This is a genomic window from Leuconostoc falkenbergense (genome assembly GCF_045801155.1).
In the GTDB taxonomy this organism is placed as follows: Bacteria; Bacillota; Bacilli; order Lactobacillales; family Lactobacillaceae; genus Leuconostoc; species Leuconostoc falkenbergense.
In genome coordinates this window covers 1,041,940-1,063,039 of sequence record NZ_CP174386.1, presented here as the reverse complement: position 1 = coordinate 1,063,039, position 21,100 = coordinate 1,041,940, and the positions used below count along the sequence as shown (strand labels likewise).

Here is a 21,100-nt window from a genome sequence, read left to right as displayed (position 1 = left end):
AAATTAATGATAAGATGCTTATAATGTAAGTTGTAGGCATTTTTTATTGGAGTTTGAAATGAAATTAGCAAATCAAGATTCACCTTTTAAAATTGGGGATACATCATTTAGACGTGCAGATTATGATACATCTATTCCCGAAATATTGAAGTCACTCGACGAAAACAACAGAATCCATGGTAGTTGGTCTGATTTTAGCGGCGAAGCAAAACAGTCTGCTCAACAAGCGTGGTACGATGAATTGTTAGAAAATAGTGATTTATTTGATCGTCAAAATTCCAGCACAAATGAAAAGACCAACGACGGTGTTCGTGCTCGAACATTAGTTCCAATTATTGCGAAGCTTGGTTTTACGGATGGTAATGATTTGACTGCAATTGGCCGTTCTTTGATTGATGGTACTACACAAGATTTGGACTCCGTTGAACAACTGATTAATTTGGACTCGCTTAGTAGCACTTTTTTACGACAGTTGTTAAAGGTCAGAGTTTATGAAAAAGGAAATTCGAAAACTGATTGCGCATACTTCGCTCCGTTTTTATATGCACTTGATTTCTTGTTGAAATATGATCACGTACCAGTTCGAGATTTAAATTACATACTTGAAGGAATACGCCCCACGATGACGATTGACGATGTGACAACACTTCGTGATGATTATCAACGTGTTCACTCAGGGGATCAGAGTTTTTTCACATACTATTACCGTCATTTAACACCATTTATGTCCCCAAATCCGACCAGTGAAGAAACCGCAGAAGCACTATTGACCGAGATAGAGAGTTTGGTTACACAAGGCGTAACTGCTGAGACATTTAACACTCAGTACATTGAAGCCGAGGATGGTGAATACATTTCACGTTTCGGAAATATTTTCAAAAACAACAATGGACCTCATTATGTGAAGCGATATGCTCAATTCTTCTTTGCGTTAATTTCGGCCCGCATAAATCAAACTGACTCATCAATTCAAAATTTGATTACAATCTACAAGACAAATGAAATAAAAACTTCTATTGACAGTGCTTTTGGCCCACGTCCAATAATCCCAAGAGGCCGGACTTTACTAGAATTTGAACGCCTGCAATTGGAAGATGCGCAATCTCGCTTAGCTGATGATCGTCCAGACTCTAAAATGTGGAGCGGTTCGTACCGTGATATATATGGTCAATTTATTGTTAGTAAATTTACTAACAATGTCGGGGAGTACGCAGATCTGATTACTCGATATTTGAACGTTTCTCGTATTGTAAGTAGCGACAATGGACTCTACCATTTACGTTTAAAACCTTTATTTGCTGAACTAATGAAGTACACGACTAATACTTGGTTAGGAATAGATAGACCTTTCGATTATGAAGAAAAAATCGATGGCGAGTTTAAAACTGAACAAACATTAACCGAGATCTTAGGAATAAGTTCATTGGACTTGAAGTCTATTATCAACAACGAGATTCGAAAGGCTCATTTGGACGATCCAACTGTTTCTTCTACCAAAAATCTTGTGGAATATTATCGCCAAAAAGAAGCGCAAGAATTTTACGATATTGTTAGTGAAAAATTCCCAAAGGATAAAACAATTCAGATTCTACGAGACATTGTAGCATACGATGGTCGGAAAGGTTCCGTCTCTGATAACGTTGTGATGGATCAAGTCACGCACAACACAAATACGCCAGGAATATTTGAATATATGCTAGGTATTGCATGGTGGTACCTGGCAGAAAAGAATATTAATTTGTACTTTGCGTATAATCTACGACTTGATAGTAATTTCATGCCGACAGGAGCCGCCAGCGGTGGTCAAGGAGATATTGAAGTTGATTACAATTTATTCGGCTTGTTACTGGAAGCGACCGTACAAAATAAAAATTCCCAAAAAGCTGGCGAGCTAGAGCCTGTAATTAGGCACACTACTAATCTGAATACCCGCACGGTTACTAACAAACCATGGTACGGAATGTTTGTAGCCACTGAATTAGATCATAATGTGACCAACATATTCCACTCAATGCAGTGGACCACGCTTGAAGATTCGGGCAATAAAACTAAATCGGTGGATGGCGTAGGTATTTTTGCTCTTTCAACAAGTGAGTTGATCACGTTACTTGAGAAGAATCAGCGACTTGACGAAGCGGTAATTGAAGCATTTGTGGCTACTTTATCTGACAACTCACAAGCTGTGTCCACAGGATGGCGGGAAGACGCTATCAATCCGTTATTAGCCTGATTCGTAATTTTTATTCAACGATCGGCTTCGTAAGAATCATGAATATCTAATTGCGGAGCCGCGTCCAGTTAAAAAAACCGTAGCTAATGAGCTTTAATACCTTAATAGGACCATTTAGGGCCTCCAGTGGCCCATTAGAGTACCTGCTAGACAGGTACTCTTTTAGTTTGCGCAGCATCTTACGGCCTGTGACGGCGCATACGCTAAGTGTGTGATCGTAATCAGGCATCGCGTTTTTACTTACGAATGGACTAGTGACTAAGAACTTGTCGCCTCCAGTGTGGCACTTCAAGATCTGCTTAGATAGGGTTTCGCTTAGACATTAACAGATGCACCATGCAGTTATGTTTCCAGCCTTTACGGATAATTTGACCAACGTTAATAACCCCACAGCGCTCGCAAGCACTTGGGGTGGACGTCAAAAGACCTAAAGAACCTTGGGGTGCCGGTTCTTTAGGCCTTTGGTTGTTTCTTTGTTGATTAGAGTAATATTTGTATTTTGAATATTCAATACAGAATGAAGAATAGTATCAACGGCCAACGGTGAGATCGCTCCTAATAGTGAGATTACTTGGCTAAGTAATCTCACTATTAAGTTTATTCTGATTCTTGGTAACTATGGGGCAGCTCAGTGTTCGTTATGATTTTTTTTACTTTTAGTAAGTTAAACCATTAGGTATTCTAGATATTGTAGCGACCTTAAATCACGGACTTTTGTTTTGTTCTAAATTATTTTGATTGACTTAAGACTTGCTCAAGCACTAAATCTACAAAGGCGCTTGATGAGCGGAATCCTTGTTTGGTTGCTAATTTCTCAATGCCTTGTTTTATCTCGGGGCGAATGGTGTAAGTCGTTTGTATTTTACGACTACTATGATTTGAAGAAGGTAGTTTGAATCCGTCACCTAACGATACCTCTGATTGTGGTTCGTCTCGACTAAAGGCATCTGCCATTTGTTTTTGAGCGCTGGCTTCATCAAACATACGGGGGTCTTTTTTATCGTAATCCATTATTTCACACTTTCTAATAGCTTTTGATAAGCATCATTAATTTGCTGCAAGGTTTTAGGGTTGCGCTTTGCTTGGTCTAAATCAAACACTGGGGTTTTAAGCATCGTTGAACTATTAAACACTTCACGCTCATTTAAGACAGCGACAAGGTTTTCAATTTGGTCAATAAGTTGCCCAAACTCATGACTTGAACGGGTATTATGCTTTACACGATTTGCAAGGTACAAAACTTTCGCTTCAATCAGTGATTCGCGTGTTCTAATATCAACGGCATCATCACGGAACTCTTTCATCCGTAAATCAAATTGTTGTTTTGATTGAATAAAACCATACTCTGAGGGTTCTAGTGGCACCACAACATAATCAGAAACGGCAATCATATTCTTCGTTAACGTTCCGAATTCTGGATGGGTGTCAATTAGAATATAGTCATAATCTTTGATTTCCTCAAGGTGATCTTGAAGCCACATCATCATCAAAAAGTTTTTATTATTCTTTGATTGTAAGGTACCTTCTAATTCGTCTAAATGAGGGCTAGCAGGTAACAAACCTAATTGTGGGGTAATTTGTCTAATTTGGGCTAAACCGCCTGTAAAGACGTCATATAGCGTATTTTTATTAGTATAGCTTTCATAGGTAGAGGACAAGTTACCTTGATAGTCTGAATCAATTAACAAAACCTTGTAGCCTTGTCGAACCAGAAAACTTGCAAAGTTAAATGTCATCGTTGTTTTACCAACGCCACCTTTAGATGCTGAAAATGTAATTGTTTTACTCATGATGAAGCTCCTTAGTTATTTTATTTGTCAAAACGAAATAACGATGAAACCATCAATCCAGGCATGTAAAACTTGTTTACATATATATTGTATCATACGTATAACATGTATATCAATATACTATACTCTAAATATAGGTAAAGGTATGTTTGTGTTATAAGATGAATATATACACATCTATCAATATCTTATATAGATTGGATACACAAAAAGATAACAAGCAAATCATTGTCTCCTGTTCGTGCAGGGGCTTTTTCTTTGGCTCAGGAAAAACCATTTACCTTTATGACATTCTTTCGATACCTTGTACACTGACCACAGATTGAACTTCAATCCAGGCAAAAATAACTTGTTAAAGGAGAAATTATATGTATGAACACTTTACCCCTGGACGCAATATTTGGAAGAAAGTGTCACGGTGGATGTTTTTCACGATGGAACGAATCTTCGTATTAGTCATTGTTTTTGGGATTACTTACCTGATGATTAAATCATTCTATCCCTACAATATTGGCAAGTATGGGCTGATTCTAATTGTCAGTAATGCGTTACTAGCTGGCTTTTTAATTTTACCTAGTCCAAGTAACCCAATGGGTCTCATGTATCAAGAAATCCTACGTGGCATCTTAAAGTCCAGCAAGCACGCCACAGGTGATCTAACTGCGATTACTGAAAACAAGAAACGAGAGGAAAAATAATGGGAATAAAAGCTAAACAAGCACAAAAGGGAAAGGGTTTAACAGTTGTCAAACAAGCACTTGATAATCGCAAACCAATTCCAATCTACTTTGCTTTACCTTATAAAGACATTTTGAATAAAAAAGGGCATCCAATTTTATTGGCAGATGATACATACGCGGACATGCTCAATTTACCTGGAAAAGATTTGGATTTCCTGAATGCTGAAGGCGATAAGAGTTCCAACGCCATTATCGCTGACTTTCACCAGTTGTTATCAGTTTACGTGGAGGACTTTGATATTTTCGTTAGTCAACTACCCGCTGACACGCGAATCCAGCAAGCTTCATGGGGACAAGAGTTAGTGAGAGTGGAAAGCCAATTGAATAGTGTTGACCTAGATGATCGTCATTATCAACAATTGTTAATGATGCGCCAAACTATTTTGCAAGAAATTAATATTGAAAAAAATGTGGTCGGTGACATTAAACATCAAGAATATACCGCTGTGATCTATGGCAAGACGTTAGCTGCCTTAGATAAAAATCGCCGTGACTTTATGGCACACGCAGGCATGGCGTTTACACCTGAGCCAGTTTCAATTAATCGTAAAAAGATGGTCATGTACCAAATTAACAATCCTGGGGAAACCTTAGAACTGGAGGAAAAATAAGCATGCGCACAAGTTTAAATACAGCAAAACGTTCCGTTCTAAAAGCACGCGGCTATAATTTAGAACTTATTGAAGAAGTTCAAAACCCTAGTGGCATTGAATTTCACACCACCTACTTTGATGATGGTATGGCATGTAGTGCCATTATTAACGTCTACGACTATCCCAAAAATGAACAATTACAAGGCTGGTTTAAGGAACTCATTAATCACAAGAACACCATTGTAGACATTAAGATTGGGACTGAAAACAAGTTTGAAGTGCAAAAAGCACTTGAAACAGCTACTAACACGTTGCGTAGTAAGGCCCGCAGTGAAGTGACCTCACAAGGTGACGCGTTGGAAGCCGAACAAGATGCTGACATTACACTCCAAGACTTGAATGAAGCCCGCAATGGTCGTGAAATTTACAAACGTGTCTACGTTAGATTATTGGTATCAGATGTTTCTCCAGAGGAACTACGCCGCCGTGTTAAAGAAATCCAACAACAGCTTTCTAACTACCGCATGAAAGTTTATCCTTCTGAGCAATTGACACACTTCCAACAGTTCTTTATGCCAGCAATGTCAATTGAAAATCAAACGATTAAGGACAAAGGATTTCCAATGAAGGCCTATGCTTTAGCTGGTTCTTATGCCTTTAATCAAACCTTTATTGCACATCCTCGTGGTTCATACATGGGCTTAACCATGCAACGTGGTGAGGTTATGTTTGATCCTAGCTACAATGACCACCGTACGCAGTTAACCGCTTATAACCTAGTTGTGGGTGGTGAGCGCTCAGGTAAAAGCTCGTTTGCCAAAAAGAACTTGGGGCCATTAGTTTCTCGTGGTGATACAGTTTGGGTATTTGATAAGTCTAATGAATGGCGTGATCTGGTGAATTATTATTACGGTGTCACTTTGACACTTGATGGCAGTCAAAACATCATTAATTTGATGCAAGTGTTTGGCACTGTCCTAGATGCAAATGGCAATGTTGATGTCATTGCAAGTTTCAACCAGCATCGTACAAAAGTGATTACGTACTATGCGACACTTAATCCACAAGCTGACAAGAAAGAATTGGAAATGTTAGGGAACTTGATCACCGACTTTTATGTTGAACAGCGTATGTGGTCATTGTCACCAAAAGACAACCCACAGGATTTACGTGTGATTGGACTACGCAACGAAGATTATCCAATTCTCGAAGACTTTCAAACCTTCCTAGAAACCCGTAACATGCTGACGCGCAACATGACACAGCTTGCCGTAGAACGTTTGGATAACATCTTATCGACAATTAGCAGCCTAATACAAAACCATGGCGACATGGTGAATGGTGTAACGACCATGCCTGATCTGTCTGGTGAGCGTTTGATTCGTTTTGATACGAGTGGTCTTTCAAGATTAGAAGATGATCTCTACAACGCCCAATACTTTACCATTTTGTCTTTGATGGAAAGCTACATCACGATTAATGGGACACAACAACGTGAGCGCATTAAACGTGGTGAAGTCTCAACTCAGGCCAACAACAATGGTAATCCACCAAAATATTTCTGGTGGATACAGGATGAAGCGGATGATATTTTCAATGCTAAACATTCATTAGGCATTACCTTCGGTGACAACATGATGGCGCAACACGGAAAAGATTTCTTCGGGATGTTTGCTATCTTTCCAGGACTCAAAAATGTTGTGCCAACAGGTAATGCATCAGACACTGAGGCTAGTCGTGCCGCATCTTCCTTCTTTGGCCGATTCCCAAAGCAAACGATTGCACGTCTATCAAAAACGGATACAACCCGTTTACGTAGTGTGGTGAGTGAAACTAATATCACTGATGGTCAATTGGCAGCCTTACAAGGATTGGATCAAGGTGATTTCTTAATGAACCTGGTGGGTAAGCAAGCCACGTTCATGCACGTTGATCTTAATGACTCAGAAATTAATTTGTTTGGTGGAGGACTGTAAGATGAAATTGCCACATCCATTAAAGAAGGCACGTGATAACCGTGAAAAAATGAAGCAAGAGGCGCAACAAATCGTTGAAAACTATGACAAAGGTCAAAAGCCTCAACCAGTGGATAACAAAATTATTTGGTATGTCATTGGTGGTTTTGTTTTTGTTTTTATTCTCAAAGGCCTCAGCCTTTTAATCGGAGGTTAGACCATGTTAGAACGTTGGATGCAAGATAAGAAACGTCGCTTGTATGTCATCATCGGCATCATCACTACAGCAATTCTGTCAATGTCAGTTATTGCCTTAATGTGTTTCATGGTCTTTTCAACACAGAATGCCAATTGTTGGAATGATGATACAACCATTGATGATGGTCGCACTTCAATCGGTGGCGATTGGAAAGATCCCAACTCAGCAACGCACAAAGCCATACAACATGTCATTGACCGTTTTCATAAAGAAATTAAAATGTCAGGCGACAATATCGCTGCTGCAATTGCGATTGGTCTTAGAGAAAGTGGCTTTAATCCGAAAGCCGTCAATCCGGCTGGCTCGGTAAAAGGCATTTGGCAGTGGGGTGCTGGAGGTATTAACGGAAATCGCTATGGTGACACAGCTGATACAGTGCAAGCACAAGTTCAACTGGCAATCAATGAATTGCATAGTAGTCATAAAGCAACTCTAATTGGCTTAGCGGCCGCTAACAACATTAACAGTTCAATGGTGGCTTGGGATACAAAGTTTGAAGGGGTCGGAGAAAATGATCCACAACGAAAAGTCGCCGACACCGCAAAAACTGCCGAAGAAGTCAAAAGGGTTTTCAAACTAGATTATGCAGGTGATATTGATGTCTTTGATGGCGGCAACAACGACTCGGGTTCTAGTGATACCTCAAGCGATGCCAATTCAAGTGCTATGTCTGATGCCTCATGTGACACAGGGTTGGATACCAACACAGATGGCTTGCCAGTTAAAGGAAAATACAACATAACAGGTGGCTATCCAAAATATGCAGGCCTAACAGGCGCAGAACATTATGGTGTCGATTTTCAAACCGTCAACCACACTATGACTGGTGGCGAAAGTAATGTGTACGCTGTTCATGATGGCACGGTAGTAGCCAAAAGCTTTGATAGCGTTGGGGGTAATTGGCTAGTGATTAAAAACACTGACGGGGTGTTTACCTATTACGGTCACGCACCAACTCAGTCAGCCATTGTTGTCAATACAGGTGATAAGGTTTCTGCTGGTCAACACATTAGTCATGAAGGACAAACTGGTGAAGCAACAGGTATTCACGTTCACTTCGCCGTACAAACAAAAGATCAATATAATTGGGCGCCCGAAAGTAAAGGACTAAAATCCCCTGGGCTTTATCTCAAGCTACCTGCAAAGGCAGGCACTAACGTTGTTATTCCTAGTGGGCCATTTGACTCTAGTACAGGCAAAACAGATAAATAGGAGTATTCAAATATGAATAAATTAAAGAAATGGGGCATTGCAGTGTTCTCTTTAGCCGTCATTGCGATATTGACTGCAATTGGTGGGACTTATTATTACAACACGGAAGTGAATGGTTATCCAGATACCAAGAACTTCGCTGACAAGATTGACCAGTTAGATGCTGGTAGCAAGCAAAAGACAGTCTTAATCTTCCATAAGCCTGGTTGCCCTGACTGTAAGAAAGCGCGTAGCACGATCAAAAAGACGATCAAGACACATCAAAAGACAATTGATTATGTTGTCATCAACGTCAAGAAGTCTGATGCGCAAACCTATCTCGCTAAGTACGGCGTGACACAAGTACCCACAGTGATTGCTTTAAAAGGTAATCAAGTGATTGACAGTACCAGCTCAATCAACAACAAAACGATTGCCAAAGTGGTCGCAGGAGATTAACCATGACAAAATTCAATTTAAACTGGGTTTACGCCTTTGTGTTAACGCTTGCTTGCCTGTTTTTAGTCCAGCAAGGACTTACTTATAAACGAACAATCAAGAGTATAAATATCGTGCATCAAGAAATCAAGGCAACAAAAGCTAAGTCAAGTCAGTATAGTGTTCAAGCTAAACAACTTGATAAGGTTAAAACCGCTGATATTCGAGATACCCAAAACATTGAAAAGATTGGCAATACTTTCCTCAAAGAAATGTTTGCCATCCTACCAAAGTTAAATAAATCAGATGCTAAAAGTAGTGTGGCAACGGATGACGTTGTGTCAGCTTTTCTAGGGGCAACGTTTGGTGGTGATGTGGATGAAGGGGTACCAACTTTTCATTTAGAAAGCAATGATATTGTCTATTCCAAAGCAGCCGATGGCTCAGGTCTAGGATTTGGGACAGTTAAATATCAATTAGGCAAAGAGGAGACTAGCACAACACTATTGATGCACATTGAAAATGGCAAAATTACAGAACTCCAGACGGGTGCTGTAAAAGATACCTCAGGAAGGAAATAACCATGTCAAAAGTTAATAAAAAAATAGCCTTACTGTGGGCTATACCAGCGTTGATGGTGATAGCTGGACTGGGCTTTTGGTTAGCTACTCAAGTCACTGTTAAAACACATCAAAGTGCCTCAAATGAACTCGCGGTAGAACAAAGCAAACTCATCAACAAGAAATCAAAGGTCGGCACGGTACTGGATTCAAAGCAACCTAATGTTTCGGCTGCCTCTACTTTGCTTGATAAACTATTTACTCTCGATTGGACAATTGCCTCTCAAAAGGAATTTGATGCCAAAGCCAAACAGATGACACCTTATGTGACTCAGGATGTCGTCAAAAATAGTTTAGACTTCAAGGCTGATCCTGATAAAATGATTACACAGACAGGTGTGGTAATGACCTATGATCACATGGATTTCCTACCCACCTCAGCAAGCGCAACAGCAGTGAAGGGGAAGGTGATTGTCTTTGTTAAAAGCCACCTCAAGGACTCGGCAGATGCCACCACACGTTTTGTCTATAATGTCAGCTACAATCCTAAAACAAATCTTGTGACACAACTAGACCGCATCGGAACTTATCAATTACAAAGTGATAGTAGCGTGCTATAAACTAGATAAAAATTGAAAAGATCAATTAAAAATTAATCTGCGTAGAAAGATACTTATGGCATAGATATAAATTGACAATGATGTATTAAACGTTTAGACTTCTCTTATAATTAGTAAGAAAAAGGAGAAGAAATGTTTAAGAATGACTCACTTTCAATTTTCATTCGCCTTTGTTTATCTGTTGTTGGTACAAGTATAATAGCACTGGGTATCGTATTTTTTCGCTTATCGAGTCTGGGAATAGACCCCGCGACAGCCGCTGATATCGGTATATCAAATACTTTTAATTGGTACTTAGGAAACTATCAACTAATCTTTAACGTGATTTTATTTCTGACTATTTGCATTTTTGATCGCAGTCAATTTGGCATTGGTACTTTAATTAATATGTCATTACCAGGATACATTGTTGGCTATCTTACGCCAATATTGAGTAGGATAATTTTTCACACGTTTAGTAAGAGTTCTATCCTAGAAATTATTATTTTGTTTGTTTTTGGTATGGTTCTTTTTTCATTAGGTATTAGTCTATACACAAGCGTCAATTTAGGGGTTTCTCCTTACGATGCTGTCGCCCTGTCATTTGAAAAAAAGGGTTGGATTAGTTATCGATTAACCAGGTCTATGCAAGATGTGCTTTTCTTTACATTAGCACTTGTATTTGGTGGACCATTGGGAATTGGAACATTGATTATAGCATTCACGACAGGATACTTCGTACAAAGTTGGCGTTTCTTTTTTAAAAATATTTTGATCAAATATGACTAGTTCCAATCCAAAAACATAATTCATCGTGAAATGATATGAAAAAAACCTTAACCAGAAATTTCGATTGGTTAAGGTTTTTAGATCGTTTTTCCAACATAGAAACGTTTGTTAATTTCATAAAAATCAAATGTTGCTAGAGTATTGTTTTCGAGATGATGAATTGCTCCTTGAGCCGGCATCAGATTAATGGGATACTCAAACGTATCACCAACTGTTAATACAACCACAGGTTTATGAGTGGCGTAAGCATATCCCATTTCCCAAATTGTACCAGTATCTTGATCTTTTGCGTCAAGTAAAGCAACAACAATGTCGGCATTATCGATTGCATTAACATCGTCATCAAAAGTGGCAGTAGCCCATTCCTGATCAGGATTGAATTCACCATCTACAATCGGATTTGAGCCTTGGTACTGGTGAAGTAAGGGCACATGAACATGAGCTACGGTCGTATTTTTGAGTAAGGAACTGAAAGAATCTTTCAGAATTTCCTCTTGAAGTGGGTTAAACCAACCTCCGGCTAAATAGATTGTTTTACCTTCATGGTGCTCAGCCGTTTCGGCTATAGCATGTAATTCATTAATCAGTGTCATAAGATGGTTTTCCTTTTCTTTTTTGGCTCAAATAAATGATAGCATATGGCAGATTGCAAGAATCATCCGAACACCGCATGTTTCTGAAAGACTTTTCGTGGTGATTGCCAGTTGAGCGTTTTCATTGGCCTGGCATTAATCCAATGATTAATTTGATCTAATTCTTTCTGACTGATGGTTTCAATTTTGCGTTCTTTTGGGATAAAACGACGGACATATCGATTTAGCACTTCATTACTACCACGTTCTTCTGGTGAATATGGGTGTGCAAAATACATCGGTATGCCTAGCTGTTCTTCTATTTCATCATATTTTGCAAACTCTCGACCGTGATCAACTGTAATTGATTTAGCATTTTTTATACCCTTGAAAAACCTAATAATAGCTGGTGTCACTGCCTGACTATTGCGCCCACTGACATGTCTCATGATATGTTGTCGACTCAATCGTTCTGTGATGGTCACTAAAACATCGCCACGTGTTTTACCAGATTGCATCGTATCAACTTCAAAATGACCAAATTCTTGTCTTAATTGGACAGCTTTTGGTCGTTTTTCAATTGAACGGCCATGAGCAAAAACACGTCTACGGCCGTCAGATTGACGTTTACGTCGAATACCTTTATCAGGTAAATCTGATAACTTAATTTTAAGCAAACCATGATGAATCCAGTTGTAGATGGTCTTGAAAGCAATACCCAATACATGAGCAGCCGTTTCTGGTGACCACTTCAAGATACCAATGTGATGGTTCAAAAAAGCTGATATTTCAGGTGTTAGGGTCGGATGGCGACCGTGTTTGTGCCGATTACACTGGGCTAAATGATGAGCCTGTTGTGCATTGTATGGTTTAATTCGATTTAACTCGTAGGTAATAGTTGCAGGAGAACGCTTTAAGAAACGGGCTATTTCTCGAGTTGAATGATTAAGTTTGATCATTGTTTCAATGACAGAACGTTCGTGAGCTGATAAACTAGAAGACATAAGCTGCAGATCCTTTATGGTTGATTTTAGTCAATTACCATTAAAGTCTCTGCAGTTTTTTTATGCAAGGTGTTCGGTTTAATTTTACAATCTGCCATATATTAAAACAATTCTGATAGTGTTTATCCGATAACTAGCCTTATTTTTCAATGAGTGAATGTGAATCAATAAACAACAAACTTTTGTTGTAATATTTTATGACATCAAACAGAGACTTTTGCTCTTCATAATAGCATCTGAAACTGCTCAGAAGCCATTAAATTGTACTATTCTTATTCAATTAATGAGACAACATTTGACTGAGATGCAATTGAGATTATGGTAGATTGTAAAATTAAACCGAACACTTGAATAAAAAGGCCGCAGCGCCTTTAATGGTAATTGTCTAAAACAACCATAAAGGAACTGCGACTCATGACTAGTTTATCATCTCAAGAACGCACTGTCATTCAAACTTTACTCGAATTGAATTATTCTGTTCGTGCCATTGCGCGCTTTATTAAACGCTCTCCTTCAACCGTTTCGATTGAAATTCATCAAGTTACACCCTATAAAGCTGAGATTGCTCATGCGTTGGCATTGAAAAAACGTCATCTACGTGGTCGTCATGACACGCTAACACCAGCTATCGCTGTCTTTTTGAATCACCACATTGGTATATTGAAGTGGTCACCAGAAACCGCTGCGCATGTTTTAGGGTTACCTTTCAAAACGATTTATAATTGGCTCAATGCTGGTCGACTCAAACTATCATTGGCTGATTTGCCTGACAAAGGTATCCGTCAAAAGCGTCAATCTGATGGTAGACGACAAGTATTTGTGCATGGTCGTTCGATTGAAACGAGACCTGAAAGTGTGAAAGCACGACAAACCTTTGGACATTTTGAAGTTGACACCATGCAATCGGGTAAAAGACGTGGTGATGTGCTGGTGACAATTACTGAAAGACTAAGCCGGCAACATATCGTGAGACAGGTCACTGGGCGCAATAGTCAGGCAGTGACACCAGTCTTAATTCATTTTTTTCAAGGGATCAAAAATGCCAAGTCAATCACTGTTGATCGTGGGCGAGAATTTGCAAAATATAACGAAATCGAGCAAAAACTAGGCATTCCAGTCTATTTTGCGCACCCATATTCACCAGAAGAACGTGGGAATAATGAGATATTAAATCGATACGTCCGTCGTTTTATACCGAAAGAACGCAAAATTGAAACAGTTAGCGCCAAAGAATTAGATCAAATTAATCATTGGATCAATGCGAGACCAATGAAAACACTCAACTGGCAATCACCACGAAAGGTTTTTCAGCAGTTTGCAGTGTTCGGTTAATTCTTGCAATCTACCTTATAAATAAAGTGTCACACTATTATAGTAGTTTTGTTATTTTTATATGATACATTATGAATAGGATGTTGTATTAGTTTGTTTTCAACTTAAATTTGGACAAATATTGATATAAAAGGAACATTAATATGTTTAAAAAATTATTTCATTCAAAACCCATCATAGTGTGGACAGTCGTCATTTCTATATGCATCTTGGTCAGCGCTTTTTTGGCACATATAGCAGCCGACTCTCAGAAAAAATATGCTTATGTTTTACGTCACGCTGTTAGTAAATCAATTAGAAAAGCTGAAATATCGCAATTTAGACCAAGTAGCGAGATGAACAACCAAAGTACTATCCAAAGCAATACTCCTATTAGTAAGGCATCAGAGACTAGTTCTTCAATACCATCTGTCAACTCGTCAAAAGGATCACCAGAAAAACCACAGAATAAGAGTTCAGACCATTCAAATGATTCAATCACCTCAAGTGCAATATCAAATATCAATGATTCAATCAGCGATAGTGTTAGCACGATTTCATCACCTACATCATCTAAATCGTCTACATCATCTATGAAAACCGGTCCTGTCGATAGCTCGAACAATAATCAAAATTCTTCTTCGTCTTCTTCTGCTTCCAATAATGGTAGTGATAGTGAATACAGATCAGACATTACATCCACTCAATTGTTAAATAATTCCGCCGATTACTTCGGGCAAAAAATCCAATTGTCTGGAGATGTGTTATCAATAAATAGTGATAATAAGGTTATCATGTCTGTTCCAGGAGATCCTAACAAACAAATACTAATTATTTTAAATACACTGAATCAACCAATTGTTGAAGGAGATAACCTAACAGTTTATGGCATCTATAAGGGCAACTCTTTGGAAGGCACCACTGAACTTCCTCAAATATTTGTGGACATAATAACTGACCACAGTGGGCAAAAGTGGTAATGTAAAATAATCAAATACCTTCAACATGCTCTTATACTAAAAAAGTCCATTTTTTAGTATAAGAGCAATTATTAGTGCAAAAAACTTTTAAATTATTTGGCTTGAATGATTAGAAAACTTATGTATTTCACTTTGTTAACACACCATTTTAGTACTCAGAAGGCAATAAAGTGGATTAGATTTTATAAATTAAGTATACCCGTCCAATTGGATGGGCTTTTTTATTTGCCTCAGGAAAAACCATTTACCTTTATGACAATTTTTTGATTCTTGTTATTCTGTGCGTGTGTTGATAACACAACAAAGAAAAAGGAGGACTTTTTGAATGAAAAAGTCAAATGCACATAACAAGTTTCTATGGGAGCGTCGTCCGATTTCACGCTTACAACAAACATTAGCGGGATTGGTTGCTTCATTACCAATGTGGCTACCGACTGTCGCCTCAGCGGATATTGGTGATGCTGCCAAAACAAGTGGTTCAAAGGTCATCACAATTCTTTATATTGTGTTGATCGTTGTGGGCGCTATTTGCTTATTGATTGGTTTCATCATGCGTGCTACTGGTAATGAACAGATGGCGCAAAAGAGTAACAGCAAGCTAATGCACGCCATGTTCGGTATTGGTGGCGGCGCCTTAACTGGACTATTGCTGACATGGATTTGGCAAACAGCAACTACTGCTGGTGGCGGAAACGTCATCAACTGGCCATTCTAAACGGGGGAATAAGATATGTTTGGGAAGAAAAAACAAACTAGTATCGGTGGTCCATTTTTTGCCCGCGTTGAACAAACTGAAATTGATCTCAATGATGAGGTGATTCAAGACCTGGCAGAAAAAAGTGGGGTAAGTGAAAGCTGGCCGAATGTATCACTGTCAGGGCTACAACAATTCGCTGCTGGTTTGGTCAATGATGTGGTTCGCGCAGGTGATCATGATGTTCGTTTAGGCAATGTCGTCTACTTTATCACTAACGAAAAAGGTCGTGCTGAGCCAACCGGATTAAGTTGGGAAAGAGCGACATTAACAGCAGGGTTTGAAAACATTGTTGTTAGTACCGCTGATCATATTTTTAATGACACAGAAATTCGTCAAGATGAAGATATGACTTATGACATTATTGTTGAAGCCTTACAACCGCTGATGGATGCCGTGCTTGCAGATGGTAGTCTGTCATCAGATGATTTGCCAGATTTACCTTCTGAGGAACAGTTTAGACAAGCGCGTGAAACTGGTGAAGTCCTAACAGTTGAGCCTAATAAGTTCCAACGCACAACGATTGAAGACAAGCCACCAGTAGTTCAATCTGTTGAAAATGAAACTAGTGCCCAATCACAGGAAAAGGGCGTAAAGACTGTACCTGATATTCCTAAGCTAGTTGACCAGCCAAAGCAACCATCAACTGCTGAAACAGTGAAGCCGATTGTTCGAGCTGTTGTTCCGACTCAAGACACCTCAGAGGGTGTCATGACCGAAAGTGATCCCACACAGAAGTTAATTGATCGTGTCAACCTGGCACCAAATGCATTTGAATTGAGTGATGTCAAAGCTGATTTACCTGCGGAACACCCCGATTACGTGGTTAGTCGTTTGAACGCTGACAAAGCCAAAGCAAATGACTTTTTGAATGATACCAGCAACATTTACACGCAAAAGATACGCAAAGCGATGTCCGACTTGTTGAAACAACAACAAGCAAAGACTAAAGCAGCTGTTGAACAGTTACGTGACACTAATGTTTCTGAGACGGTTGATGCACAAATGAAGGAAGAACGGGCAACAGAGTTTGAAACCCGTTATGCGCAAGCACATCAAGCTCGTGAAGCAGGTTATCGCACGGCTGTGGAAGATGAGAATGCGCGTCATGATAATACACTCAAAACGCTCAAGAGTGACTTTGTAAGCGACTTAGAGGCTTTGAAAGTATCTGTTAATCAAGAGCTGGATAACTGGTTTATAGAACGTTCTAAAGACTTGCAAAGTAATCTTCAAGCCACAGTAGACGATCAGGTTTCAGAAGTGACGTCACAAGCGCAAACAGAGACGCTAACCAGTCTTAAAGCTTTGCGTGATGAGTTATTAGCTCAAAACACACAATCCTTGCTAGACATGCATCAAAAGCTGGAAGAAGACATCAGTAACAAGCGGGCACAATATCAATCAGAGCATGAAAAAGCGATGATCAGTGCCACTGAGTTAGAAAGTGCTAAAACTCATGCTGGTAGCCTCAGTGAACTTGAGCAACAAGTCCAGATTTTGAAGCAAACTAATCTAAACCTCGAGCAAAAATTAAAAGGTAAAGATGCTGTCAATAATGATGAGGTTTCCCAACTTCGTCAACAATTACAAATGCTTCAAAATGCCCCCAAGACATCATCACATGATGAAACTAACCAGCAATTGATGACTTTGTTAGCAGCGCAAATAAAGCAGCCTCAAGTTGAACAAAAGAAAACAAGTGCTTGGCAATCAGCGGCGATTGGTGTCTTGGCTGTTCTGGCTATTGGTGGTGCGGGCTTTGGTGGTTATGCGATGGCACAACACAAAACCGATGCCACTGCACAATCATCAAAAGCAGTCTCTACGAGTAGTCACAACGAAGGCAACGCAACCATAACCTTAGCACCCGAATCATCTGAAGCTGGTTCTTCTTCAAAGGTAAGTTCTTCAAGTAGTCAATCAAGCTCATCAAGCTCACAAGCTAACAGTTCTTCTACTTTAGCTGATCGCTACCATGTCGGTGAAGACGTAGATGCCACAATCAATGGTCAAACAGTCACCGCTAAAGTCGTTTCGGTACAAGACAAAACCATCACAGTGCATCATGATGGCTACGATTATGTTGTCCCGTTTGACAGTTAGGCGGTGAACTATGGCAATCAAAATTGAACAAGTCAAGCGCCGTCGAAAGACTGCGCAACCGAGACGTCCAAATTACCATCGATTGAAAAGGCACCATCCAATTCTAAAAACACTGTTATTAGCCATGTTTGGCATCTTAATTGTCACTGGCGCTGTGATTTACGGTAACCATACGCAGTGGCAAACAGCGAAGAAGGTTCAAAAAGCTAGTCATAAGGCTGTTGCTCAAGCAAAAAAACAACCTGTTGTCAAAGCAAGTCAAGTCAAACAAGTGGCGGCACAGAAAAGTGTCAAACCTGATTACTCAGGGACTGGCGGTTTATCTAGCAAAGAAGATATGTTGAAACTAGCCCAAAGCAATCAAGCTGAAATCCTACGTGGACATGTGGCTGTGCCAAGTTTTAGCATTAGTGAGCCAATCTATGAAGGCACTAGTAACCACGTCTTAGCCATTGGTGCGGGCATGAATGCACCCAACCTAAAGTTTGGAACTGGATTAGTGCCAATATTTGCTCACAATATGGGTGATTATAATGCCGTGTGGCCATACCATCCTACCAAGTTTAGTGCCTTGCAAAACATGACTGAAAAAACCATCATAGGGAAAGATATTTATCTCTCTGATGGTCATACAGTTTATCGTTATAAAGCGACCAAATTGGATTATGGTATCGCTGTGGGCGCGATGAATCAAGAATTGTCTATTGAGAACACAGGCAAACCAAAGGTTAAATTGGTTGCTTGTTTGGAAGATCAAGAATTTTGGCAGCAGGTTAAAGCGAGTCACTACACAAATTTCACCGCTAAAAAGCGAATCGTACTGACTGGTGAATTAGTTGGTCAACAATCAATTAATTTCCTGGACAGCAGCTTAAAGCAACAACTGCAATAAAACCAATAAAGGGGGTCGGGATTTACGACCCCTCCAAAAATCGGAAGAGAGAATATTTATTATGTCACATAACATTAAACGCAAAACAAAAGTAATCGCAGTATCGGCAATGGTGGCGACGTCTGCAATTATTGGCTTAGTCCATCCATTTGATAACCATAACATCTTCGCGGATGACTCAAAAAATTCTGACGCAAAGGGAACATCGGTCGATGTCGATCATAGTGAGTTGGATAAGTCCGTGGCTGCTGCTAAAAAAGCAGGCATGACAATCACACAAAATGCTACTGTGACTAAAGTCATTACAGCCAGTCAATACGCGGCAGAAGCAACTAAAATAAAGGCACTTTACGCTTCACAAAAGTCAGCTATTGATGCGGCATTGAAGAAGCAACAAGCTGCTAATGATGCTTACGATAAGGAAGAGGCACAATACAAGGTGGACAAAGCCAAGTACGATAAAGACAAAGCCCAATATGACAAAGACAAGGCCCAGTATGATAAGGATGAGGCTGCCTTTGAAAACGGGACTGATGTCAATACTGAAATGCAAGCGCTGACCCAAAATCATGATAATCATGATCAGTATGATACTTTTATGACAGCAGACGTTAACCAAAAAACTGGTGAGTTCACAGTGACTCATGACATGAATGATGGCGTGTCAATCATTGGTCATGGTGTTTTGAAAGGTAAATTTAATCGGAAAGTCACTTCAAAGGGCGATGGATCTGAAGTCATCATTGCAGACTCTATTACTTTAACGTCATACAAGTATACAAATGAACATCCTAACACAGCTGCTAATGAAAATATCAATTTCCACGTCTATGATAATTCTGGCAAGGAATTATTTGTTGTCAATCATGATGGCGAGAGCACCTTTACCAAAGACATCAATAAAACGGTATCACTGGGTACGAGCTTTACTTTGAAACCTAACGAATCAACCGATAAGCAACAAATTTTGAAGGTTGATGATAACTGGGTTTATAATACGCATGGTCAAATCTATACGAAATTTACCAATACAAATAAGCAACCAACCGCACCAACACCACCCAAAGCGCCAACTGAACCTGCTAAGCCAACACCACTCAAGGGAACCTATGGCTTGACTCAATTTATTGTGACCCCAGAACCTAAAAAAGATGTTGATGCAGGTCAAAATGCTGGGGATAAGGATGGTTCTGATAACGGGAAGTCTGTGATTAAGGGTGATGAGTTAACTTATTCATTGAGGACAACAGATTTGCCAGCTGATCGCACTGACGATATGAAGACTATCAAGTACGTTGACACATTGCCAAAAGAAGTGGACTACAAGTCAGCGAAAGTCTATTCCAAAGATGGCAAGACTGATTTAACCAAGTATTTCAAAATTAGTTATGATAAAAAGACACGCATGTTTACAGCGGAAGCGAATGCAGATTATTTGAAACTGATTAACGCAGATAAGACAAAAGCTTTCGAATTACCAATTGTAGATGTCTATGCGATTGCCAATACTTCAAATGCTAAGTTCGACAACACATACGATATTTGGGAAAACGATTCAAAGACGGAATCAAATACCGTTGAGAACACCACACCTGAAATTAAGTCTAAAAAAGATGTTGAATCAGGCGAGGCAAAAGGTGACTCTGACAAGTCAATTGATGGTGATGAAATCAAGAAGGGGCAAGAAATTACTTATGCGCTAACAGTTAACGACTTAACAGCCAACCGTGCCAGCGATTTAAAGACATTTAAATACGTTGATACATTGCCAAAGGAAGTGGATTATAAGTCAGCGAAGGTCTATTCAAAAGACGGTAAGACTGATCTAACTAAGTATTTCAAGATTAGTTATGATGAAGAGACTCGAGTCTTGACAGCTGAGGCTAACGCAGACTTTTTGAAGTTAGCGAATGCAGATAAAACAAAAGCCTTTGCCTTACCAGTGGTTGATGTTTATGTAACAGCTAACAAAGATAATGCCACGATTAAGAATACGTATGACATCTGGGAGAACGGTTCAAAGACGGAATCAAATACTGTCGAGAACAAAACGCCAGGTGTTACACCAACACCCACGCCAAATACGAGCTATGTCGAAACGCCAAAGGGTTGGTTATATGGGGCGATTGCGGCGATTGCACTAGCAGGCGCAGCCTTTGGATTCCGCAAGCCAATCAAGAAGTTGTTCCACAAATAACAATATTTGACAGTGCCTCAGGGCATTGTTTTTTTTTGTTTTGTCCTTATCAATCGAAAACACAATGAACAATATACCTTGTTTTGTTCTTCACAAAGTGGTATATTTAAGAGGATCAGAAGAGGTCTTGACATGCAATA

At 39.5% G+C, this 21,100-nt stretch carries 21 protein-coding genes; 16 read left to right on the top strand and 5 right to left on the bottom strand.

Features of this window, described 5'->3' with window-relative positions:
- Positions 1 to 58: 58 nt before the first annotated feature.
- Entirely contained in the window at positions 59 to 2,230 is a 2,172-nt protein-coding gene (locus tag ACI3ES_RS05255) for an AlwI family type II restriction endonuclease (RefSeq protein WP_407632050.1), read from the top strand.
- Positions 2,231 to 2,276: 46 nt separating this feature from the next.
- On the opposite strand, the gene ACI3ES_RS05250 is transcribed toward ACI3ES_RS05255, so the two are convergent.
- The 3 genes from ACI3ES_RS05250 to ACI3ES_RS05240 form a co-directional block, all read right to left on the bottom strand.
- The gene (locus ACI3ES_RS05250) at positions 2,277 to 2,459 is read right to left on the bottom strand and encodes a transposase (protein WP_407632049.1); all 183 of its coding nucleotides are present in this window, start codon (positions 2,457 to 2,459) and stop codon (positions 2,277 to 2,279) included.
- A gap of 500 nt (positions 2,460 to 2,959) precedes the next feature.
- The gene (locus ACI3ES_RS05245; protein ID WP_270314199.1) at positions 2,960 to 3,241 is read right to left on the bottom strand and encodes a hypothetical protein; all 282 of its coding nucleotides are present in this window, start codon (positions 3,239 to 3,241) and stop codon (positions 2,960 to 2,962) included.
- Complete coding sequence (locus ACI3ES_RS05240; protein ID WP_407632048.1) at positions 3,241 to 4,020, bottom strand: ParA family protein; 780 nt, start codon at positions 4,018 to 4,020, stop codon at positions 3,241 to 3,243. Before ACI3ES_RS05240 ends, ACI3ES_RS05245 begins: the two co-directional genes overlap by 1 nt.
- 434 nt (positions 4,021 to 4,454) lie before the next feature.
- On the opposite strand from ACI3ES_RS05240, the gene ACI3ES_RS05235 reads away from it, so the two are divergent.
- The 9 genes from ACI3ES_RS05235 to ACI3ES_RS05195 all read left to right on the top strand — a co-directional run bounded on the left by ACI3ES_RS05235 (position 4,455) and on the right by ACI3ES_RS05195 (position 11,144).
- Positions 4,455 to 4,718 (top strand): hypothetical protein, encoded by a 264-nt coding sequence (locus tag ACI3ES_RS05235; RefSeq protein ID WP_332844427.1) that lies wholly within the window; start codon positions 4,455 to 4,457, stop codon positions 4,716 to 4,718.
- Positions 4,718 to 5,371 carry a hypothetical protein gene (locus tag ACI3ES_RS05230; protein ID WP_004915941.1) on the top strand — a complete coding sequence of 218 codons (654 nt, stop codon included), beginning with the start codon at positions 4,718 to 4,720 and terminating at the stop codon, positions 5,369 to 5,371. Before ACI3ES_RS05235 ends, ACI3ES_RS05230 begins: the two co-directional genes overlap by 1 nt.
- 2 nt (positions 5,372 to 5,373) lie before the next feature.
- Positions 5,374 to 7,329, top strand: a complete 1,956-nt coding sequence (locus ACI3ES_RS05225; protein WP_407632047.1) for a type IV secretion system protein VirB4 — start codon at positions 5,374 to 5,376, stop codon at positions 7,327 to 7,329.
- Between the two features lies 1 nt (position 7,330).
- Entirely contained in the window at positions 7,331 to 7,525 is a 195-nt protein-coding gene (locus ACI3ES_RS05220; RefSeq protein WP_004901748.1) for a hypothetical protein, read from the top strand.
- A gap of 3 nt (positions 7,526 to 7,528) precedes the next feature.
- A complete protein-coding gene (locus ACI3ES_RS05215) occupies positions 7,529 to 8,779 on the top strand; it encodes a phage tail tip lysozyme (RefSeq protein WP_407632046.1) in 1,251 nt (416 codons plus the stop codon).
- A 12-nt stretch (positions 8,780 to 8,791) separates the two neighbouring features.
- Positions 8,792 to 9,217, top strand: a complete 426-nt coding sequence (locus ACI3ES_RS05210) for a thioredoxin family protein (RefSeq protein ID WP_407632045.1) — start codon at positions 8,792 to 8,794, stop codon at positions 9,215 to 9,217.
- Between the two features lie 2 nt (positions 9,218 to 9,219).
- Complete coding sequence (locus ACI3ES_RS05205) at positions 9,220 to 9,777, top strand: hypothetical protein (RefSeq protein ID WP_267287109.1); 558 nt, start codon at positions 9,220 to 9,222, stop codon at positions 9,775 to 9,777.
- Between the two features lie 2 nt (positions 9,778 to 9,779).
- Positions 9,780 to 10,376: a hypothetical protein gene (locus tag ACI3ES_RS05200; protein WP_407632044.1), complete on the top strand. Its 597-nt coding sequence runs from the start codon at positions 9,780 to 9,782 to the stop codon at positions 10,374 to 10,376.
- A 132-nt stretch (positions 10,377 to 10,508) separates the two neighbouring features.
- Entirely contained in the window at positions 10,509 to 11,144 is a 636-nt protein-coding gene (locus ACI3ES_RS05195; protein ID WP_021210356.1) for a YitT family protein, read from the top strand.
- Between the two features lie 77 nt (positions 11,145 to 11,221).
- Here the strand turns inward: ACI3ES_RS05195 and ACI3ES_RS05190 are convergent, their stop codons facing one another.
- Positions 11,222 to 11,737, bottom strand: a complete 516-nt coding sequence (locus ACI3ES_RS05190; protein ID WP_139968636.1) for a nucleoside 2-deoxyribosyltransferase — start codon at positions 11,735 to 11,737, stop codon at positions 11,222 to 11,224.
- A 62-nt stretch (positions 11,738 to 11,799) separates the two neighbouring features.
- Positions 11,800 to 12,720 carry an IS30 family transposase gene (locus tag ACI3ES_RS05185; RefSeq protein WP_012268558.1) on the bottom strand — a complete coding sequence of 307 codons (921 nt, stop codon included), beginning with the start codon at positions 12,718 to 12,720 and terminating at the stop codon, positions 11,800 to 11,802.
- A gap of 414 nt (positions 12,721 to 13,134) precedes the next feature.
- Between ACI3ES_RS05185 and ACI3ES_RS05180 the strand changes: the two genes are divergently transcribed.
- The 6 genes from ACI3ES_RS05180 (at position 13,135) to ACI3ES_RS05155 (ending at position 20,960) form a co-directional block, all read left to right on the top strand.
- The gene (locus ACI3ES_RS05180; protein WP_407632043.1) at positions 13,135 to 14,052 is read left to right on the top strand and encodes an IS30 family transposase; all 918 of its coding nucleotides are present in this window, start codon (positions 13,135 to 13,137) and stop codon (positions 14,050 to 14,052) included.
- Between the two features lie 143 nt (positions 14,053 to 14,195).
- Positions 14,196 to 15,011, top strand: a complete 816-nt coding sequence (locus ACI3ES_RS05175) for a hypothetical protein (protein WP_267287112.1) — start codon at positions 14,196 to 14,198, stop codon at positions 15,009 to 15,011.
- Between the two features lie 325 nt (positions 15,012 to 15,336).
- Positions 15,337 to 15,726, top strand: a complete 390-nt coding sequence (locus tag ACI3ES_RS05170; RefSeq protein ID WP_013102158.1) for a hypothetical protein — start codon at positions 15,337 to 15,339, stop codon at positions 15,724 to 15,726.
- A 15-nt stretch (positions 15,727 to 15,741) separates the two neighbouring features.
- Entirely contained in the window at positions 15,742 to 17,871 is a 2,130-nt protein-coding gene (locus tag ACI3ES_RS05165; RefSeq protein ID WP_407632042.1) for a hypothetical protein, read from the top strand.
- Between the two features lie 10 nt (positions 17,872 to 17,881).
- Positions 17,882 to 18,763 carry a class A sortase gene (locus ACI3ES_RS05160; RefSeq protein WP_407632041.1) on the top strand — a complete coding sequence of 294 codons (882 nt, stop codon included), beginning with the start codon at positions 17,882 to 17,884 and terminating at the stop codon, positions 18,761 to 18,763.
- Positions 18,764 to 18,824: 61 nt separating this feature from the next.
- Entirely contained in the window at positions 18,825 to 20,960 is a 2,136-nt protein-coding gene (locus tag ACI3ES_RS05155; RefSeq protein ID WP_407632040.1) for an LPXTG cell wall anchor domain-containing protein, read from the top strand.
- Positions 20,961 to 21,100: the final 140 nt, after the last annotated feature.

Excerpts from the sequence above, each read along its gene's own strand:
- ACI3ES_RS05250 (WP_407632049.1), bottom strand. The coding sequence starts at position 2,459 with ATGCCTGATTACGATCACACACTTAGCGTATGCGCCGTCACAGGCCGT.
- ACI3ES_RS05220 (WP_004901748.1), top strand. The coding sequence starts at position 7,331 with ATGAAATTGCCACATCCATTAAAGAAGGCACGTGATAACCGTGAAAAA.
- ACI3ES_RS05175 (WP_267287112.1), top strand. The coding sequence starts at position 14,196 with ATGTTTAAAAAATTATTTCATTCAAAACCCATCATAGTGTGGACAGTC.
- ACI3ES_RS05235 (WP_332844427.1), top strand. The coding sequence starts at position 4,455 with ATGGAACGAATCTTCGTATTAGTCATTGTTTTTGGGATTACTTACCTG.
- ACI3ES_RS05160 (WP_407632041.1), top strand. The coding sequence starts at position 17,882 with ATGGCAATCAAAATTGAACAAGTCAAGCGCCGTCGAAAGACTGCGCAA.
- ACI3ES_RS05205 (WP_267287109.1), top strand. The coding sequence starts at position 9,220 with ATGACAAAATTCAATTTAAACTGGGTTTACGCCTTTGTGTTAACGCTT.
- ACI3ES_RS05195 (WP_021210356.1), top strand. The coding sequence starts at position 10,509 with ATGTTTAAGAATGACTCACTTTCAATTTTCATTCGCCTTTGTTTATCT.
- ACI3ES_RS05190 (WP_139968636.1), bottom strand. The coding sequence starts at position 11,737 with ATGACACTGATTAATGAATTACATGCTATAGCCGAAACGGCTGAGCAC.
- ACI3ES_RS05180 (WP_407632043.1), top strand. The coding sequence starts at position 13,135 with ATGACTAGTTTATCATCTCAAGAACGCACTGTCATTCAAACTTTACTC.
- ACI3ES_RS05155 (WP_407632040.1), top strand. The coding sequence starts at position 18,825 with ATGTCACATAACATTAAACGCAAAACAAAAGTAATCGCAGTATCGGCA.
- ACI3ES_RS05255 (WP_407632050.1), top strand. The coding sequence starts at position 59 with ATGAAATTAGCAAATCAAGATTCACCTTTTAAAATTGGGGATACATCA.
- ACI3ES_RS05200 (WP_407632044.1), top strand. The coding sequence starts at position 9,780 with ATGTCAAAAGTTAATAAAAAAATAGCCTTACTGTGGGCTATACCAGCG.
- ACI3ES_RS05245 (WP_270314199.1), bottom strand. The coding sequence starts at position 3,241 with ATGGATTACGATAAAAAAGACCCCCGTATGTTTGATGAAGCCAGCGCT.
- ACI3ES_RS05225 (WP_407632047.1), top strand. The coding sequence starts at position 5,374 with ATGCGCACAAGTTTAAATACAGCAAAACGTTCCGTTCTAAAAGCACGC.
- ACI3ES_RS05230 (WP_004915941.1), top strand. The coding sequence starts at position 4,718 with ATGGGAATAAAAGCTAAACAAGCACAAAAGGGAAAGGGTTTAACAGTT.
- ACI3ES_RS05240 (WP_407632048.1), bottom strand. The coding sequence starts at position 4,020 with ATGAGTAAAACAATTACATTTTCAGCATCTAAAGGTGGCGTTGGTAAA.
- ACI3ES_RS05210 (WP_407632045.1), top strand. The coding sequence starts at position 8,792 with ATGAATAAATTAAAGAAATGGGGCATTGCAGTGTTCTCTTTAGCCGTC.
- ACI3ES_RS05185 (WP_012268558.1), bottom strand. The coding sequence starts at position 12,720 with ATGTCTTCTAGTTTATCAGCTCACGAACGTTCTGTCATTGAAACAATG.
- ACI3ES_RS05170 (WP_013102158.1), top strand. The coding sequence starts at position 15,337 with ATGAAAAAGTCAAATGCACATAACAAGTTTCTATGGGAGCGTCGTCCG.
- ACI3ES_RS05165 (WP_407632042.1), top strand. The coding sequence starts at position 15,742 with ATGTTTGGGAAGAAAAAACAAACTAGTATCGGTGGTCCATTTTTTGCC.
- ACI3ES_RS05215 (WP_407632046.1), top strand. The coding sequence starts at position 7,529 with ATGTTAGAACGTTGGATGCAAGATAAGAAACGTCGCTTGTATGTCATC.